The following is an 18248-nucleotide window of genomic DNA, read 5'->3' on the forward strand; positions in this document are numbered from 1 at the left end:
CGTTCTGACCCCTGCATCTACTAGCTGTATCAAAGACGTAAATTCTTTGGGGTTACTCGTAGATAATTCATTGGATGTTATGCTCGTTGCTCTACCGACTGAGCTACTGAACCTAATAATTATTCTAAGTATGGAGGAGGTAGAGGGATTCGAACCCCCGCGCGGTTTGACCCGCCTGTCGGTTTTCAAGACCGATCCCTTCAGCCAGACTTGGGTATACCTCCGAGTTTTATTGGTGGACCCTGCAGGACTCGAACCTGCGACCGATCGGTTATGAGCCGATAGCTCTAACCAACTGAGCTAAGGGTCCTTTATAATATGGGGCGATCGGTGGGGATCGAACCCACGAGTGCCGGAGCCACAATCCGGTGCGTTAACCACTTCGCCACGACCGCCATGATGTTAAATGTGAAAGTAAATGGTAGCGGCGGAGGGGATCGAACCCACGACCTCACGGGTATGAACCGTACGCTCTCGCCAGCTGAGCTACGCCGCCATTTATATTTGGCTCCACAGGTAGGATTCGAACCTACGACCGATCGGTTAACAGCCGATTGCTCTACCACTGAGCTACTGTGGAATAATAATATATTTACCTATCAAGTTATTCTATTCCTCAAAGTACATTCCCTAGAATTACTATCTACTTTTTAAGTGGCACGAGATATAATTTATCATATTCAAGGATCCATGTCAACAAAAATTTTATTACTAAATATGTATTTGAAAATGTATTTGAAAACGACAATATTTACTATAACACCTTTACAATAATATTTCAATATAAAAATTAATTTTTTTCTACGATCTTCAACTACGCATCATTAAAAATTCATTAACACCATTAAATACTACTGTTGTGAGGAAGAATCCATCCTCTATTTAACTTAATCTATCAATTTAAATGAAATATTAAAATTACTTGTAGAATTAAGCGATAATGAATACTATTGATATAAATTAAAACACTTCCGCGCAGTTTCTATCAATTAGCCACCAAAGCTACAATCCAAACCAAAAAGAAAAATCCGAACTAATGCTAATTCTAATGAAAGAATTTGATCATAGTTCGAATTTCACTTTATCTAAAACATATGCCAGCCTTTTTCGTTTTAATGATCTGCCAAGACTGCCTCAGCTATATTAACAGCATGATCACCAATACGTTCTAAGTTAGAAACGATATCAACAAATACGATACCCGCTGATACACTACATTCTCCTTCATTCATGCGAATGATATGCTTTTTACGATAATTACGTTCCATTTTATCAATTTGATCTTCTTTTTGCATGACAGCAAGCGCTTCTTCTCTATCTTCTTTATCAAGTGCATGTATAGCTTGCTTTACTGTCGACATCGTTAAATCAAACATATTATTTAAGTCTTCTTGAGCTTTATCGGTTATAACTACTTTATTAGATATCTTATAATCGATTAATTCGATTATATTCTCGAAATGATCGCCAATTCTCTCAATATCACGAACGGAATCCATTAACAGGGTATGTTTTTCACTTTCAAATTCAGACAAAGAACCGCCAGATATATCAATTAAATAATCGGTAATGCTTCGATCTAGACTATTAAGTGCACCTTCAATTTGCATTGCCAAATCAGCATGTTTCGTCTGATTAGTTGTTAAATAAAGATTAGTTTCTTCCAACCCTTGGTGTGCATATTCACCCATTCTGACAATTTCTGCTTTAGCTTGGTCCAATGCTAATGCAGATGACTGTTGAATAAAGATCGGATCTAAGTGCTGCGGCTTATATTCAATCGTTGTATCTTTACCTGGAACAATCTTTGTTACAATCCATGCTAATACTGCTATAAATGGAAATTGGATAATTGTATTGAGAATATTAAAACTTCCATGAGCAAAAGCAATCGTCATTTCTTCATTCAATGAAAATAAATCTTGTAAGTATAGTACGTACCTTTCAAATAGTCCGAGGATTAGCAAAAATATTATAGTCCCTACAAGGTTAAATATAACATGTACACCCGCAGCTCGCCTTGCAGCCACCGAAGCTCCAAGAGATGCCAACACTGCTGTTATTGTAGTTCCTATATTATCTCCAAATAATACTGGTAATGCAGCATCTAATCCAATGGCACCTTCTGAATATAATCCTTGTAATATCCCAATAGTTGCACTAGAGCTTTGAACAATTAAAGTAAATAATGTCCCGATAACAACTCCTAAAACCTCATGTTCACTCATACTTACTGTTAAATCCTGAAACGCTTGTAAGGAACGTAATGGTTTCATACCACTACTCATCAATTCAAGTCCGAAGAACAAGGCTCCAAAACCAAACACTGTTTGTCCAATTGCAGTTACTTTTTGGTGTTTAAAGAAGAAAATTAAAAAGGCACCTACCGCAAGGATTGGTAACGCATATTCACCTAAGTCAATACCTATGATGAACGCTGTCACCGTCGTACCTATATTGGCACCCATTATGACACCTATAGCTTGTCTAAGCGTCATAAAACCAGCATTCACGAGACCTACCGTTAATACAGTAGTTCCAGAACTACTTTGAATTAATACCGTTACAATTATACCAGCAAGAACCCCAAGGAAAGGATTGCTTGTAAAACGGTCTAATATATCCCGTAAACGATCTCCGGCAGACTTTTGTAATCCATCGCCCATAAATTTAATACCTAAAAGAAATATACCTAAACCACCGATGAATTCAAAAATCAATTTTTGTACATCTATTTCCAATGGATATTCGCCCCTTTAAAAAAGTTGTCGTATGTATTCCCTATTTGCACACACCCTAATCATTATTGTAAAAACTACATGATTTGTAAAGTAATTATGAAAAACTTTACATTAAATTTACAATTGAGTTTACTTATTCAGTAAAGTTCATAAAAATAGTTTGCCTTAAGTCCAAAAAAAAATTCTTAGGCAAATACCTAAGAATTTTTTTGAGGTTCAACTAATATTTTTGTACCATCCACTTGCATGACAATAATTTCGGTCCCTTTAGGAATCCACTGGCCATTTGAAACAGCACTATAATCCTTCGTCCCGATACGAATAGTACCAACAGGTCGCATATCATTTAAAGTTATACCTTTTTGATTTAATAATGTTCGATATTCTTTATTAATGGAATTATACCCTGCTTCGCTTGTTAATTGATCTTTTAAGGTAATTTTATTCCACATATCTCTTCGTTTAAAAACTTTCAAAAAGAATAGAGATCCCCCTGTACCGAGTAAAACGCCAAGAACAGCATATAACCCTGCAGCGAAATTTGGAGCAGGAAGTGCTACAGAAGCTAACATGCTTGCAGTTCCAATAACTGCCAAGGTTCCATCATTTAACACTTTACCATCAATAATGATTAAGAGTATTCCGATGAAATAAATTATTAGCATAAGAATAAGGGAGTCAGTTTCCAAATATACTGTGAAGTAAACAGTAATAAATCCAATACCTAATAATGCAAAAATCCCTCTCATATTTACTAATACTTCACCAAGTAAAAATAATGTACCTAGACCTGTTATAACTAAAGCAATCCATTCTTGAGAAAATATTTCCATATTCTTCTCCCTCTCACAATGTTCTTTCTTTATATACGTTTTATTATAATAAATAGTTTCAAAATAAAGGAGTAATATGATGAAAAAAACAATTGTTAATATTTTCATTATACTATTTTTAATCAGTGTCTATAAAGATTTAACGTTTGGTACAGATATTTCCACTAAAAATAAAATAGTAGATAATCCAACTGAAAATATGGACGAACTGCCATTTGATGTTATAAAAGTAAAAATTAATGCTGGGGATACTGTATTGACCGTAATGGAGAAGTTAAATCCAACATGGAGCAACCTAAACATTGAACAAATCCTACAGGATTTTTCATCGTTAAATCCAAATATAAACCCTAACCATTTGCAACAGAATCACTTTTACTTCTTCCCAAAATACCACCATTAAAAAAGAGGCCAGGTAATAACCTAGCCCCTTCATTTAAACAAATGGCAATATAAATAGTGTTATCAAGATTGAAATTGCTCCCGCCGCTATAGCAATGTTACCAAGCGTATTGGCATGGCGGTTTCTGGCTATAAATCCTACAATAATCCCCGCACCACCGAGAAGAATAGGCGCCCAGAAGAAAGATGCGATAGATAAAGCTAATGCAATCCATCCTATGGAAGTATTCGCACGCTCGCCATCATCTTCAATTGTCACATTTCTTCTGTAGTCATCTGCTGTTAACTCAGCAGCAGTTTCCTCATCACGGCTACTAAAGATACCATCCGTGTGATTGGAAATATAATAATCCTCTTCGCCATGCTTTGGAGCTTTCTCAACGTCATTTGTACGATTGTTATCGTCCATGATTGACCTCCTTCTAATATGATGAGGTGCATCTATAGTTTATGACGAATAGGAAATTCTATAATGTTACATTTTACCATAAATTGAATCAACCACTATTTTAATGAAACAAGTTGATAATAAACAAATGGATGCATATAGTGAAAAGCAGGAGGCGTTGGTTGATATGTCTATATTTATTAAACAAATGATAATCAATAAAATGAGACAAATTACACCTGAAGAAATATTAGATTATTCCCAGAAATATGGATTTGTTATTAGTATGGAACAAGCAATAGAAATTTCAAATTATGTACGCAAAAAGAAAATTAACCCTTTTGACAGAAGAGAACGCGAAAAGATGCTGAAGGATTTAACTGAAATAACCGATCAAAAAACAGCAATCAAAGCAAACAAGCTTTTTTATGAACTTATTAAATCATATGGTTTAGAACATCTTTTCAATTAAAAAGCTACCTCGATAATCCGAGGTAGCTTTTTCAAAATCACTATCTATTGATTCATAATTATTTGCTGTAAATCATCATTGAATTTACCATTACGAATCATCTCAATTTCAAATTTATATGGAGGTTTTTTAGTTTTCTTGTCCAATCCTACATATGGCGTTTCTAAAATCTTAGGTAACGCAGCTAACTGAGGGTGATTAATTACATAATGTAAGGCTTCAAAACCAATGTGACCAAAGCCAATGTTTTCATGACGATCTTTGTGAGCTCCTCTTTCATTTTTGGAATCATTTACATGAACCACTTTAATTCGGTCAACTCCAATAATTTTATCAAATTCCTCTAATACCCCATCAAAATCATTTACGATGTCATAACCAGCATCATGAATGTGACAAGTATCTAAACATACGGATAATTTTTCGTTACGTGTAACACCATCGATAATTTTCGCTAACTCATCGAAGGTTCTTCCAATTTCAGACCCTTTTCCAGCCATAGTTTCTAATGCAATTTGGACATGGTTATCTCTTTCTAAGACCTCATTTAGTCCTTCAATAATTTTCTTAATGCCATCCTCCGGTCCAGCACCAACGTGGGCTCCAGGATGAAGTACAATTTGCTTTGCTCCAATTGCTTCTGTACGTTCTATTTCAGTTCTTAAAAAGTTTACTCCCAATTCAAAGGTTTCTGGTTTTGTCGTGTTTCCAATATTAATTATATATGGCGCATGAACTACAATATCGGCAATTCCGTTTTCTGCCATATGTTTTACGCCTTCATCAATATTTAGTTCTTCAATTGGCTTCCTTCTCGTATTTTGAGGAGCGCCTGTATAAATCATAAACGTATTCGCACCATAAGAAACTGCTTCCTCACTAGAAGCTAAAAGCATTTTCTTTCCACTCATTGAAACATGTGATCCAATTTTCAACATTGTATTTCTCCCCCATTACCTCTTGTGATTCTTTGATTTCTTTGTAAGTTTCCTCTTTATGGATTCCTGTTGCTGTTTCATTTTCTTTTTATATCCAGGCTTTACCTTTTTAGGTTTTCTAACCTGTTTCCAAGCCTCTTTTTCAACATCTGTTGTCGTTTTCAAACGAAGGTTACGCTCATTCCAAGCTTTTGCATCCTTCCACTCTCCGTTACGAACATCATAGAAAATAAATTCAAGACCTTTCTGCTCAAGCTTTTCAATTAATTTTATATCTTCTTCTCTATATAGACTAACTGCAGTTCCTTCTAATCCCGCTCTTGCTGTTCTTCCCACACGGTGTATATAAAATTCTTCTTCTTTTGGTAACTGTGCATTAATAACATGACTTACACCTTTTATATCAATTCCTCTTGAAGCAAGGTCAGTTGCAACAATATATTGATATTTGAGGCTTTGTATCTCTTTTAATACTCGTTTCCTCTCCCTCGGAGGAAGACCTCCATGGATTATTCCTACGTTTAACCCTTTATCCAATAATTTACCATGTAGACGATTAGCATTTTCCTTACCATTAGTAAAAATGATGGCCAGATAGGGATTAATTGCTTTTGAGATTTGGTATATTATTTCATCTTCTTCTCGGTGTTTTGCAGCTATTAAACGATGTTCCATTGTTTCGGGAGATAACTCATTAGCTATTTTGACATGTAATGGATTTTCTAAATATTTCTTAAAGAAGTGTTCTAAACGTTGTGGTATTGTAGCAGAAAATACCATCAATTGTATATCCTTTTTACAACGTACAAGGAGCTGATCAACGTCATCGATAAAACCTAAATCAAGCATTAAGTCTGCTTCATCAATAACAAATGAATTAGCGGAGTATATGGAAAGAGCTTCGTCTTTTACAAGGTCTAATATCCGACCTGGTGTACCGACAACTATTTGTGGTGGTTCTTTTAGTTTATCAATCATTTTCTGCTTATCTGTTCCACCAACGAGTAATTTTGCACTCCAGTCTTGCTCCTTACCTGCAAGCTTAATTATCTTTTTTACTTCATCATAAATCTGGGTTGCTAGCTCACGGGTTGGGGCTGTAATAACACTTTGAACTTGTTTCTCTTTTTCATTTAATTGTTCAAATATAGGTAGTAAAAATGAGTGTGTTTTTCCTGAACCTGTATTCGACTGACCAATTACACTTTTTCCTTTTAGAATCGCAGGGATCACTTTTAGTTGTATCTCTGTCGGTTGTTGGAAATGTAGTTTGTCAATAACTTCTAACATAATTGGGCTTAATGATATTGATTTAAATGTAGTATTCATTATACTGCTCCTTTTTTTGCCTTACGAGAGATCTATCTATATTGAAATGGATCGGTATTTACTAAAGACACAATTACTTCAATATTAGAGTCTGCCATTGAGCCATTTTGAATATGTTGATCCAAATAATTCTTTGTTCCTGATTTCATTACTTGTTCTATATAATGCCCTGCATCGATAACAGAAATTCCCATTTCAATAGCTTCTTGCGCATTATGGAAACTCATATCGCCAGTTATATATACATCAGCCTTTTTATTTAAAGCCGCATAGAGATATTTTTCTCCGCTACCCCCTAAAATGGCGACACGTTTTATTTTCTTAGATAAATTTCCGGATACCCTCAAGTTGTCTATACCTAGTGATTGTTTTACATGCTCTATAAAAGCATCTAATGATATAGATTTATTCAGAGAGCCTACCCGCCCTACACCAATCTTGTCATTCACATTTTTTAAAGGAAATATATCATAAGCAACCTCTTCATAGGGATGTGCAGCAATCACTTCTTTAAGGACATTTGCTAATTTGGATTCCTTTACAATCGTCTCAATTTTAACTTCGTGCACTTTTTCAAGTTTATTCTGTTCACCAATAAATGGATTAGCTTCAGACAGCGGCATAAATGTTCCTATACCTCTAGATTGGAATGTACAGTGACTATAATTACCAGTATGTCCTGCCCCCTCCTGAGAAAGTGCATCTATTACCGTATCCAAATGGGTTTCAGGAACATATACAGCAAATTTATAGATTGTTTCGGGGTCTGATTCTACTAAAACCCCTGTATTTTCTAAACCTAACAAATTAGCAAGCATATCATTCACGCCACCTGTAGCAATATCTAGGTTTGTATGGGCAGCATAAACCGTTATATCATGTTGAATCAACTTTTGGATAACTCTTCCACGCCAATTGTCTAAATTTAAATGGTTAAGAGGTTTAAATAGTAAAGGATGGTGTGCAATGATTAGGTCCACATCTTCTTCAATAGCTTCATCTACTACTGATTCTAATACGTCTAATGTGATCATTATCTTTCTTACTGGTTTGTTATGAGACCCAACTTGTAAACCGACATTGTCCCAATCATAAGCAAGAGACTTAGGTGCCCACTTCTCCATTAATTTAAAAATATCGGAATTAGTCATAGTTGACATCTTCTAATACCTCCTCTATCCAGCCTAATTGCTCTTGAAACTTTCTTAATTTATGATGGTCTTGAAATTTTGCATTCTGCATTTGATTTATTACCCTAATTAATTTTTCCCGTTCTGATTCCCACTTTTTATAAAATAGTTTATTTTTTTGTGTTAACAATTTAGGACCAAAAAGTTGTTCTTTCTCGGTAAGAGTAATAGTATAATTTACACGTTTTCCTACTACTATTTCATAGATATGTCCATTTTCTTCCAGTATTGTTTCATCCTGAATTTTAAAATTATTCTCCATGAACCAATTTCGAACATTTTTCTCATCAACATTTGGTTGTGCAATAACTAAATCGACACTTAGAAGCTTGTCTTGACCATTCTCAAGAATAGATCGAATTAATGATCCCCCCATGCCAGCTATAACTACTTGGTTAACTTCATCTTGTTGTAATACAGATAAACCGTCACCCAGTCTTGCCTCCACATAATCTTTTAACTCGTATTTGTTAATGGTTTCCTGGGCGCTGGACAATGGTCCAACATTTACTTCTCCTGCTATTGCATGTGCAGTGGGATCATTCTGACATACGAAACATGGAAGGTATGCATGGTCTGAACCAATATCTGCAAAAATTGCCCCTTTTGGAAGATATGAAGCAACTCGTAACAATCGATTCGACAGTTTAATTTCCTCTGTCATATGTAACCTCCAACAATATAAAGATTTGGTTTTGACTTAAACAAATTATAAAAGAAAAGCTTTCTGTATTATAGCAGAAAGCTTTCCCCATCACTATTTATTTTTTCTCGCTTAACCATTCAGAGATGACTGTAATTTCTTCAGGTGATAGTGTACCAGATTGCGCTGGCATACCCCCATCTGTACCGTTTGTAATGATATCTTTAATTTCGTCTAAAGATAACTCAGAACCAATTGTTGATAATGCAGGACCTGCACCACCAGAAAGATCTGTTCCGTGACAACCTAAACATGATGCTTCGTAAATTGCTTCTGGATCTTGTACAGCACCTTCTTCTTGTCCTTCGTCAGGGTTAGCAATTTGTTCCCTTTGATTGACTCCTACAAATGAAATAACAATTACTGCTAGTATCCCTACAATCGCAATTAGTGCAAAAGGGATTATTGGGTTTCGTTTCATTAGTATTTCCTCCTTATGTATCCCCGGAATAATTAAATATTCCACATAGCTATATCTATTCTATATGAAAATTCCTTTAGTTAAAAGAAAAAAGATGTGAAATGTTTACGAACAATAATGTAATTATAGCAAAAAAGCTGGAAAACATTAGATATCTATAGTTTAATTTACGACTTAATATATACCACCCTATAAAATTCATGACAAAAAAGACAACAGAAAGGTATTGATTGAGATTTAGTATATTGGATATAAAGTCTGTCGTAATTAACAGTAAGAATAGAAGAACGGTTATAGAAATATGTACATATTTTATATCTTTTTTCCGAAAATAACGAAAGACCCAGAAAGAATAACTTAAAAATAGAACTAATATACCCAGTTGCAAAATGAAATTAAATTGAGTAAAATAAACTACAAGAAATGAAAACGGTATCAATAGGACTAAAAGAATCAATTGAAGATAATAATTAACTTGATACCTCTTATTCAAAGTAGTAGTTGATGATTCAAATTCTTCCCCTTGTGTATATAAGGCAAGCAAAAAGTCACACTGTGCCTGTGGAAGTAATTTATGATCCTTCCAATACTTTATTTCTTTTACGATGATTCGGGTACGATCATCCGTCAATGTTACCACCTCATTGTAGAGAGAAAGCTACTGCATTAGATTTTAAAAAGAAAGGAAAGTCATTGCCCTAATGACCAATGACCAACCTAATTTAATCTAAAAAGTCTTTTAATCGTTTACTACGACTAGGGTGTCTTAATTTACGAAGTGCTTTTGCTTCAATTTGACGAATTCTTTCACGCGTAACACCGAATACTTTGCCGACTTCCTCAAGCGTACGAGTCCGGCCATCATCAAGACCAAAGCGCAGCCTTAGAACATTCTCTTCACGATCTGTTAATGTATCTAACACATCTTCTAATTGTTCTTTTAACAGTTCATATGCTGCATGGTCAGAGGGTGAAATTGCTTCTTGGTCTTCAATGAAATCACCTAAATGGGAATCGTCTTCCTCACCAATCGGTGTTTCAAGTGAAACAGGCTCTTGTGCAATCTTTAGAATCTCACGAACCTTATCAGGAGTTAGATCCATCTCTTCGCCAATTTCTTCTGGTGTAGGTTCACGACCTAAATCTTGTAATAATTGTCTTTGTACACGGATTAGCTTATTGATTGTTTCTACCATATGAACCGGTATACGAATGGTCCTCGCCTGGTCTGCGATTGCTCGAGTAATTGCTTGGCGAATCCACCAAGTTGCATAGGTACTAAATTTAAATCCTTTTCGATAATCAAATTTTTCTACTGCTTTTATTAGACCCATATTACCTTCTTGGATTAAATCAAGAAATAACATACCTCGACCAACATATCTCTTGGCTATGCTAACTACAAGTCTTAGGTTAGCCTCAGCAAGTCTTTTCTTAGCCTCTTCGTCCCCTTCTTCAATTCGTGTTGCAAGTTCGATTTCTTCTGTAGCGGATAGAAGATCTACGCGACCAATTTCTTTTAAATACATTCTCACGGGATCATTTATTTTAATCCCTAGTGGTACACTCAGGTCATGTAGGTCAAATTCTTCTTCTTTTTCAATTTCTTTCATTTTAGGATCATCTTCTGATTCACCTATTACATCTACACCTTGCTCAGCAAGATGTTCATAAAATTCGTCCATTTGATCAGGTTCGATTACAAAACTTGATAATCGATCAGCAATTTCTTCATAGGCAAGTACGCCCCGCTTTTTACCAATCTCAACAAGCTGTTCTTTTGCTTGTTCTAAAGTTAACTCAGGCTCATTCTCTTTTGTTTGTGAAGGTTTATTTTCAGCCATGAGTCCCCCTCCTTCCATACTACTTGAATCAAATTTAATGTTTCACTTGTCTTTGTAATTCTATAATCTTCAGCGCAATTTGGGCAGCTTTAATTGGATCTTTTTGTTGTTCAGCCAATCTCTGTTCGGCCTTTAATTGTTTTATGTCTACCCCTGTACTACCCTCAGCACGAATGATATGAAGATAGTCATTAATTTCTTTATCACTAATTTCAGTCTGAGTAGGAACGAGAGCAAGTTGAATAACAAGTTTTCTAAGATTTTCATCTGATATTCGATCAATAAACAAACTTACATCCTCTGGATTATCTTCTTCATAATATCCATATAAATAGGTAGCAATAATTTTATGCTCATCTATATTAAATGAAGCTCCTAATTCCTCTTGAACTTTATCAGCAATGGATCGGTTCTGAAGCATATAAGCTAATAATTTTCTCTCGGCATTATGGAAAGCGGGTAATAATTTTCCACTTGACTTTTGTCCCTTATTAGTATATCTGTCTTTTTCCCTCTTATCCTTTTCAGAACCTGATTTTTCTCTATACTGCTCTATTTGTTCTAATAATGATTCAGCTGTAATATTATATTCAGCACTTAGTTCGTTTATATAAAGTTCTCTTTCAACTGAACTATCTATTTTAGCTAGTTCTTTTAATACTTCTTCTAAGTATTTAATACGGTCACTATCTAGACTTACATTAAAATCTTTTTTCAGATACCGCATATAGAAACTCATAAATGTTTGCGGTGCCCCAATAACTTCTCGTCTAAATACCTCTCCACCATATTTTTTGATAAAGCTATCTGGATCAAGTCCATCTTTCAGACTTGCTATCTTGACCTGACAACCAACTTGCTGAAGTAATTTTGAAGCTTTATATGTAGCTTCTATTCCAGCCTTATCACCGTCATAACAAATGATAACTGTATCAACATACCGTTTTAATAATTTTGCTTGTGTGTCAGTTAATGCAGTACCCATTGTAGCAACAACATTTTCTACTCCAGATTGATATGCGGAAATAACATCCATATACCCTTCAAAAAGTATTGCTTCGCTTTGTTTTCGAATATGTTTTTTTGCTAAGTCAAAATTGTAAAGTAATTTTCCTTTTTGAAATAGGTCTGATTCTGGACTATTTAAGTATTTTGGTTCTTGACTCTCTAATGCTCTAGCACCAAAGGCCACCGTTTTCCCTAAATGATTTCGAATTGGAAAAATAACTCTTCCTCGAAATCTGTCAGATACAGTATCATTATCCTGATTCCTATTAAGTAAACCGTACTTTACGAGCAATTGCTTATGGAAGCCTTTCTTTTCCAAGAAAGTCGCAATAAAATCTTTGGTGTTCGGGGCATATCCAAGTTTAAATGTATCTATTGCTTCTTCTGTTATGCCTCGTTCATTAAGGTAGTCTAGCCCTATTTTCCCATCCTTTGTATAGCGAATTAGATGGTGATAAAGCTTTGTCAACCATTCTTGTGCTGAAAGGATTTGCTGATTTTCCTTTGAAAGTGAGGATTCTGTTTTGATAGAATCTGATGGCAGCTCAATTCCAGTACGATCAGCAAGATGCTTAATGGCTTCATAAAAAGTAAAACTTTCTATCTCCATCAAGAAAGTAACCACATTTCCACCCTTACCACACCCAAAGCAATGAAAGATTTGCTTTTCTTGGGTTACAGAAAAGGAAGGAGATTTTTCACCATGAAATGGACAAAGTCCAAAATAGTTTCTACCTTGTTTTTTTAATTGAACATATTCTCCAACTACATCTACAATGTCATTAGCTCCACGAATTTGTTCAATTAACTCTTCTGGTATTTGATTAGACATTCGTACCACCATACTTAAGGAGTTTTATACTAATAGTTATTCGATATTCCCCCAATAAAATCCTTCATATTTCGACAAGTTTTTTTGTGAAAGTCGAAAAAAATTCCTTCTATGTACGTAATACTCTTAGAAGGATATAGAAGTAATCATAATTATCAATATTGCTGCTATAACAATCCTTACATATTTGGACTAACTTATGAATAATCAATTAAAATTAGTCTAATAATACTATTCTACAAAAAAATGCAGATTCCTTCTTTTAAATGAATGTTTTATTTTTCTGAATATCCAATAAAGTGCATCGATATTTTTTTTACAATATCATCTATTTTTACACAAAAAATAATTATAATACATTTTACAGAAAAATACTATTAATAAATTCAAAATATGCTTGATTTCTTGAAAATATTCCCTAAAATCCGTATTAAAGGAGCATACCAAATGGTCATGCTCCTTTTTAAAGAAGTTTTCACTTTATCATTTGTAGTATGACATTGGCAGTTTCTTCTACTGCCTTATTAGAAACATCTACTACCCTACATCCAATTCTATCCACAATTTTATTAAAATAATCTATTTCCTGATGAATTCGTTTAATATTAGCATATGTTGCTTGATCTCCAAGTCCTAGTGCCTTCAATCTTTCTTTACGTATATCATTTAATTTCTCTGGTTTAATTCTTAAGCCAATACATTTCAATGGATCTACTTCAAATAACTCTTCGGGTGGTTCTACCTCTGGTACAATTGGTATATTGGCGACCTTTAATCTCTTATGAGCGAGAAATTGAGATAAAGGTGTCTTGGAAGTTCTTGATACACCTAGCAATATAATATCCGCTCTTGCAATACCTCTCGGATCCCGACCGTCATCATACTTAACAGCAAATTCAATTGCTTCAACTTTTTTAAAATAATCTTCATCCAACTTGTGTACTAAACCTGGTTCTAATCTTGGCTTTTTATTGAATACTCGTTCCATAGCTTCTAACATTGGACCCATAATATCAATTGCTTCAATGTTTAACTCTGCTGCTTTTGCATTAAGATAATTGCGGAGCATTGGAGCAACTAGAGTAAATCCGATGATTCCATTCTCTTCTTTTGCTCTGTATAATGCATCATCGATTGTCTTTTTATCCTCGACATAAGGTACGCGTTGAATCACATAATCCATACTAAATTGACTTAATCCTGCTTTCACAGCTAGTTCAGCTGTTTCCCCAACAGAATCTGACAATATAAAAACAGGCTTTTTAGTATTCATTTGTATCATCATCCCCCTAAGGTTAGATATGATTATCTGTTATTAATTCCACAAAAACCTTTGTAATCGTTGTTTTTGTTACTCTGCCAATTACTTCTAAGCCTTTAGGCGTATCTTTAATAACCGGTAACCCATCGATTTGTTTATTAATTAAATTCCTGGCTACATCGATTAGCAAATCCTCTTTACGACAGACAGTAATATTTGGCATTCTTGTCATAATAATATGAACTGCTAAAGCATTTAAGTCTTGCTTTCCAATCGCAGCACGCAATAAATCTTTACGAGAGACAACTCCTGTTAAACAAGAATTTTCATCCACAATAAATAACGTACCCACATCTTCTAAGAACATGGTAGATATTGCATCATATACAGAAGAATTTTCTTGTACGACGATTGGAACAGATTGATATTCATAAACTTTATATTTTTTAATTTTCTCCGTTAAGAGTTCTGATCCTGTTTTCCCTGTATAAAAATATCCTACACGTGGCCTAGCATCCAAAAACCCTGCCATTGTTAGTATGGCTAAATCAGGTCTTAATGTAGCTCGAGTTAGATTCAATCGATCGGCAATATGTTCCCCAGTTATTGGACCATTATTTTTTACAATTTCTATTATTTTTTCTTGTCGATTGGATAATTCCACATTTTCACCACCCAACGGTCTAAAAAGAGACATACGATTTAATAATATTATAGCCTATATAGACAAAAAGAGGAATTAGGAGTTATTTCCTAAAAATGTTGCTTCCACTCTATTGCATTTAAATTGGCAAAATTATTTACTAAGATTGCAATTCGATTTAATAATGCTAACCGATTTGTTCTTAATTTCTCGTCATCGGCCATTACCATATTATCATCAAAGAAAAGATGAATTGGGGCAGCAAGTTTTTCTAACTCACTAAATGCTTCATCAAGGTCACCTTGTTCAACAAGATTTTGATAAGTGGAATTTACCTTTTCATAGGAAGAAAATAATTCTTTTTCAGAATTCGTTTCAAAGTATTCCGGATTTATCTCTGTCTCTTCTGTCTTCTCAGCTAGATTTAAAACACGCACTAATGCCTCTTGGATAGGTTTAAAGGAAGCATCATTTCTTTTAGCAGATAGAATACTTGCCTTTTTCATCATATTGGACATCATCCCAATATGACGACTAATAATTGCCTGGATAATATCTTGTTCTATGCCTTGCTCTCTTAATTGAAAAGCTACTCTTTGTTGTATAAAGGCATGCAATTCTTGTTTAACCAATTCTGAATCAAAATGCTCAAGCATTAAAGACTGATAATGTTCAATAGTCTTATTAAAAAGCTGGCCTACCGGAATCTCCCATTCTCTATCATTGGCAATACGCAGAATTCCTGTTGCTTGTCTACGCAAGCCATATGGATCTTGAGAACCACTTGGTTTTAATCCTACACCAATACAGCCCACAATTGTGTCTAATTTATCCGCTACACTAACAATTGCACCAACTAATGTCTTTGGAAGTTCTCCACCTGCACTTGTTGGCATATAATGTTCACGAATTGCGACTGCTACCGTTTCATCTTCTCCAAAGATACGAGCATATCTCTCCCCCATAATCCCTTGAAGCTCCGTAAATTCATTAACCATATTTGTCATTAAGTCAAATTTACTTAACTGTGCAGCTCTAACTACTTTCTCTATCACTTCTGTATCAACGTTCAAAGCATCAGCTATTTTTTTTGAAATAGTAACAACACGATTAACTTTTTCACCAATTGTACCTAGCTTTACTTGAAAAACAACGTGATTGAGTTTATCCAAATAATACGATACAGAATTCTTTTGGTCTTCCTCATAGAAAAACTGGGCGTCAGACAACCGAGCTCTTAATACTTTTTCGTTCCCTTTTTTTACAGTCACAAGTGCATTCGAATCACCATTCCGCACAGCAACAAAATAAGGAAGTAACATACCAGAATCTGATTTAACTGGGAAGTAACGTTGATGCTCTTTCATGGAAGTGATTAACACTTCATCAGGTAATTCTAGGAATTCCTTTTCAAATGAACCAACAAAAACAGTTGGATACTCCACAAGATTTCGAACTTCGTCGAGCAAGTTTTGATCGATATGCACATGGAAGTTCCCTTCTATTTCTACTTGTTTAATCCCTTCCATTATCATTTTTTCACGTATTCTCGAGTCAACAATAACAAAGTTTTCCTCTAATTGTTTCTTGTAATGTAAAAGATTCGTTAAAACAATTTCACTCCCGAGGAAGCGATGCCCATAAGTTACATTACTAGTTTGAACTCCTTCAATTTCGAAACGAATTACTTCTTCGTCATATAAAGCAATCATCCATCGTATCGGTCTTGCATAACGCATCGTTTTTGTGCCCCAGCGCATATTTTTACCAAATTGAATTGATTCGATAATCTGTTTGAATTCCGGTAGGATAGTGTCGGTTGGTTTTCCTTCAATTACTTTATTTACATAAATATAAGTTGTTCCCTTAACTTCTTTTGTATATATATCATCCACTGTTTTACCTTGCCCTCTTGTAAAACCAACTGCCGCTTTTGTCCAATTACCCTCATTATCTTGTGCAATTTTTATTGCTGGACCTTTTGCTTCTTCTTCTATAGTAGCTTGTTTTTCAGCAATATTATGAATTATCACAGCTAATCTTCTTGGAGTGGAGAATGATTCGACTTTTGTATAGGAAATACGTAATTCATCTAACCATTTGATCGTCTTTTCTTTTAATTGATGTTCCGCATCGTCAATAAATCGAGCAGGTAATTCCTCCAAACCTATTTCAAATAATACATTCTTAGCCATTATTTCTCCTCCTCCTTCAGCATAGGAAACCCTAAACGTTCACGCTCTTCAACATACGCCTTAGCAATATTACGTGCTAAATTTCGGATTCTTCCTATATAACCAGTACGTTCTGTAACAGAAATGACTCCTCTGGCATCTAGCAGGTTAAAGGTATGTGAACATTTCAATACATAATCATAGGCTGGAAAAATTAAACCTTTTTCCATGGTCTTCCGTGCTTCTTCTTCATACATAGAAAAAAGTTGGAATAACATATCTACATTGGATTCTTCAAATGTATATTTAGAATGTTCATATTCAGGTTGTTTAAAGATATCCTTATAAGTAAAGCCTTCCGTCCATTCCAAATCAAATACATTTTCTTTATCTTGAATATAAGATGCCAGTCTCTCAATCCCGTAAGTTAGCTCAACTGTTACAGGGTTAGCTTCTAATCCACCAATTTGTTGAAAATAGGTAAACTGAGTGATTTCCATCCCATCAAGCCAAACTTCCCAACCAAGTCCTGCTGCCCCAAGTGTAGGGTTTTCCCAGTTATCCTCTACAAATCGTATATCATGCTCCAACGGGTTAATACCAAGTGCTTGAAGTGATTCCAAATACAGATCTTGAATATTATCAGGTGATGGTTTAATAATCACTTGAAACTGATGATGTTGATATAAGCGGTTAGGGTTTTCCCCATAACGACCATCAGCAGGTCTACGAGAAGGTTCTACATACGCAACTCTCCATGGTTCTGGACCTAAACTCCTTAATAAAGTCATCGGTGACATTGTACCTGCACCTTTTTCAACGTCATAAGCTTGTACTAGTATACAATTTTGCTCAGACCAAAATTTTTGTAATGTTAAAATCATATTTTGGATATTCATTCAATAACCTCCGAATAGTTTAATCTCATCTATACACAGCTTTTAGCTTAGTCCACGGCAAGAATATAGACAGCCAGAGCCATAATAGATGATTAATACAAAAATAAAATATAAAAAAACCCGTCCCTATGCCTATAAATAGATTATAGACATAGGGACGGGTTTTAGTC

Annotated in this window: 16 protein-coding genes, 5 tRNA genes and 1 other annotated feature (1 of these 22 cut by a window edge); of the genes, 2 read left to right on the forward strand and 19 right to left on the reverse strand. The window is 34.7% G+C overall.

Annotated elements, in window-relative coordinates:
- Positions 1-131: 131 nt before the first annotated feature.
- The 7 genes from TY11_RS10625 to TY11_RS10655 all read right to left on the reverse strand — a co-directional run bounded on the left by TY11_RS10625 (position 132) and on the right by TY11_RS10655 (position 3574).
- Positions 132-224, reverse strand: a tRNA-Ser gene (locus TY11_RS10625).
- Positions 225-233: 9 nt separating this feature from the next.
- Positions 234-310 (reverse strand) — tRNA-Ile (locus TY11_RS10630).
- 9 nt (positions 311-319) lie between these two features.
- Positions 320-395 (reverse strand) — tRNA-His (locus TY11_RS10635).
- A 24-nt stretch (positions 396-419) separates the two neighbouring features.
- Positions 420-496: transfer RNA gene (locus TY11_RS10640), tRNA-Met, on the reverse strand.
- A 9-nt stretch (positions 497-505) separates the two neighbouring features.
- Positions 506-580 (reverse strand) — tRNA-Asn (locus TY11_RS10645).
- 532 nt (positions 581-1112) lie between these two features.
- Positions 1113-2741 (reverse strand): Na/Pi cotransporter family protein, encoded by a 1629-nt coding sequence (locus tag TY11_RS10650; RefSeq protein WP_042145948.1) that lies wholly within the window; start codon positions 2739-2741, stop codon positions 1113-1115.
- A 197-nt stretch (positions 2742-2938) separates the two neighbouring features.
- Positions 2939-3574, reverse strand: a complete 636-nt coding sequence (locus TY11_RS10655) for an NfeD family protein (RefSeq protein WP_042145950.1) — start codon at positions 3572-3574, stop codon at positions 2939-2941.
- A 79-nt stretch (positions 3575-3653) separates the two neighbouring features.
- Here TY11_RS10655 and TY11_RS10660 point away from each other — a divergent pair, with 79 nt between their 5' ends.
- Positions 3654-3977, forward strand: coding sequence for a hypothetical protein (locus TY11_RS10660; protein WP_042145951.1), 324 nt, complete (start codon positions 3654-3656; stop codon positions 3975-3977).
- A gap of 33 nt (positions 3978-4010) precedes the next feature.
- On the opposite strand, the gene TY11_RS10665 is transcribed toward TY11_RS10660, so the two are convergent.
- Positions 4011-4385: a hypothetical protein gene (locus TY11_RS10665; protein ID WP_052345801.1), complete on the reverse strand. Its 375-nt coding sequence runs from the start codon at positions 4383-4385 to the stop codon at positions 4011-4013.
- Positions 4386-4551: 166 nt separating this feature from the next.
- Between TY11_RS10665 and TY11_RS10670 the strand changes: the two genes are divergently transcribed.
- Positions 4552-4836, forward strand: coding sequence for a DUF2624 domain-containing protein (locus TY11_RS10670; RefSeq protein WP_042145953.1), 285 nt, complete (start codon positions 4552-4554; stop codon positions 4834-4836).
- 44 nt (positions 4837-4880) lie between these two features.
- Here TY11_RS10670 and TY11_RS10675 read toward each other — a convergent pair whose 3' ends face one another.
- From TY11_RS10675 to glyQ, 11 genes are all read right to left on the reverse strand, one after another.
- Positions 4881-5774 carry a deoxyribonuclease IV gene (locus tag TY11_RS10675; RefSeq protein ID WP_042145955.1) on the reverse strand — a complete coding sequence of 298 codons (894 nt, stop codon included), beginning with the start codon at positions 5772-5774 and terminating at the stop codon, positions 4881-4883.
- 15 nt (positions 5775-5789) lie between these two features.
- Entirely contained in the window at positions 5790-7103 is a 1314-nt protein-coding gene (locus tag TY11_RS10680) for a DEAD/DEAH box helicase (RefSeq protein WP_042145956.1), read from the reverse strand.
- Between the two features lie 32 nt (positions 7104-7135).
- On the reverse strand, positions 7136-8263 hold the full coding sequence (locus TY11_RS10685) for a Nif3-like dinuclear metal center hexameric protein (RefSeq protein ID WP_042145957.1): 1128 nt from the start codon (positions 8261-8263) through the stop codon (positions 7136-7138).
- Positions 8247-8957 carry a tRNA (adenine(22)-N(1))-methyltransferase gene (locus TY11_RS10690; protein WP_042145958.1) on the reverse strand — a complete coding sequence of 237 codons (711 nt, stop codon included), beginning with the start codon at positions 8955-8957 and terminating at the stop codon, positions 8247-8249. The genes TY11_RS10685 and TY11_RS10690 overlap by 17 nt, the downstream gene beginning before the upstream one ends.
- A 97-nt stretch (positions 8958-9054) precedes the next feature.
- Positions 9055-9417 (reverse strand): cytochrome c550, encoded by a 363-nt coding sequence (cccA, locus tag TY11_RS10695; protein ID WP_042145960.1) that lies wholly within the window; start codon positions 9415-9417, stop codon positions 9055-9057.
- Positions 9418-10139: 722 nt separating this feature from the next.
- Complete coding sequence (gene rpoD / locus TY11_RS10705; protein WP_042145962.1) at positions 10140-11261, reverse strand: RNA polymerase sigma factor RpoD; 1122 nt, start codon at positions 11259-11261, stop codon at positions 10140-10142.
- Between the two features lie 34 nt (positions 11262-11295).
- Positions 11296-13101: a DNA primase gene (gene dnaG / locus TY11_RS10710; protein ID WP_042145964.1), complete on the reverse strand. Its 1806-nt coding sequence runs from the start codon at positions 13099-13101 to the stop codon at positions 11296-11298.
- Between the two features lie 475 nt (positions 13102-13576).
- The gene (locus TY11_RS10715; RefSeq protein WP_042145966.1) at positions 13577-14374 is read right to left on the reverse strand and encodes a pyruvate, water dikinase regulatory protein; all 798 of its coding nucleotides are present in this window, start codon (positions 14372-14374) and stop codon (positions 13577-13579) included.
- 22 nt (positions 14375-14396) lie between these two features.
- Positions 14397-15026, reverse strand: coding sequence for a transcriptional regulator CcpN (gene ccpN, locus TY11_RS10720; protein ID WP_042145968.1), 630 nt, complete (start codon positions 15024-15026; stop codon positions 14397-14399).
- Positions 15027-15115: 89 nt separating this feature from the next.
- Positions 15116-17200 carry a glycine--tRNA ligase subunit beta gene (gene glyS, locus TY11_RS10725; protein ID WP_042145971.1) on the reverse strand — a complete coding sequence of 695 codons (2085 nt, stop codon included), beginning with the start codon at positions 17198-17200 and terminating at the stop codon, positions 15116-15118.
- The gene (gene glyQ / locus TY11_RS10730; protein ID WP_042145973.1) at positions 17200-18078 is read right to left on the reverse strand and encodes a glycine--tRNA ligase subunit alpha; all 879 of its coding nucleotides are present in this window, start codon (positions 18076-18078) and stop codon (positions 17200-17202) included. Before glyQ ends, glyS begins: the two co-directional genes overlap by 1 nt.
- A gap of 150 nt (positions 18079-18228) precedes the next feature.
- Positions 18229-18248, reverse strand: a binding site (T-box leader) (it continues 160 nt past the right edge of the window).

The sequence above is a fragment of the Paucisalibacillus algeriensis genome (genome assembly GCF_000577245.1).
Taxonomy (GTDB): Bacteria; Bacillota; Bacilli; order Bacillales; family Amphibacillaceae; genus Ornithinibacillus.

Excerpts from the sequence above, each read along its gene's own strand:
- dnaG (WP_042145964.1), bottom strand. The coding sequence starts at position 13,101 with ATGTCTAATCAAATACCAGAAGAGTTAATTGAACAAATTCGTGGAGCT.
- rpoD (WP_042145962.1), bottom strand. The coding sequence starts at position 11,261 with ATGGCTGAAAATAAACCTTCACAAACAAAAGAGAATGAGCCTGAGTTA.
- TY11_RS10715 (WP_042145966.1), bottom strand. The coding sequence starts at position 14,374 with ATGAATACTAAAAAGCCTGTTTTTATATTGTCAGATTCTGTTGGGGAA.
- glyS (WP_042145971.1), bottom strand. The coding sequence starts at position 17,200 with ATGGCTAAGAATGTATTATTTGAAATAGGTTTGGAGGAATTACCTGCT.
- cccA (WP_042145960.1), bottom strand. The coding sequence starts at position 9,417 with ATGAAACGAAACCCAATAATCCCTTTTGCACTAATTGCGATTGTAGGG.
- TY11_RS10660 (WP_042145951.1), top strand. The coding sequence starts at position 3,654 with ATGAAAAAAACAATTGTTAATATTTTCATTATACTATTTTTAATCAGT.
- TY11_RS10670 (WP_042145953.1), top strand. The coding sequence starts at position 4,552 with ATGTCTATATTTATTAAACAAATGATAATCAATAAAATGAGACAAATT.
- TY11_RS10675 (WP_042145955.1), bottom strand. The coding sequence starts at position 5,774 with ATGTTGAAAATTGGATCACATGTTTCAATGAGTGGAAAGAAAATGCTT.
- TY11_RS10690 (WP_042145958.1), bottom strand. The coding sequence starts at position 8,957 with ATGACAGAGGAAATTAAACTGTCGAATCGATTGTTACGAGTTGCTTCA.
- TY11_RS10665 (WP_052345801.1), bottom strand. The coding sequence starts at position 4,385 with ATGGACGATAACAATCGTACAAATGACGTTGAGAAAGCTCCAAAGCAT.
- TY11_RS10655 (WP_042145950.1), bottom strand. The coding sequence starts at position 3,574 with ATGGAAATATTTTCTCAAGAATGGATTGCTTTAGTTATAACAGGTCTA.
- TY11_RS10680 (WP_042145956.1), bottom strand. The coding sequence starts at position 7,103 with ATGAATACTACATTTAAATCAATATCATTAAGCCCAATTATGTTAGAA.
- TY11_RS10685 (WP_042145957.1), bottom strand. The coding sequence starts at position 8,263 with ATGTCAACTATGACTAATTCCGATATTTTTAAATTAATGGAGAAGTGG.
- glyQ (WP_042145973.1), bottom strand. The coding sequence starts at position 18,078 with ATGAATATCCAAAATATGATTTTAACATTACAAAAATTTTGGTCTGAG.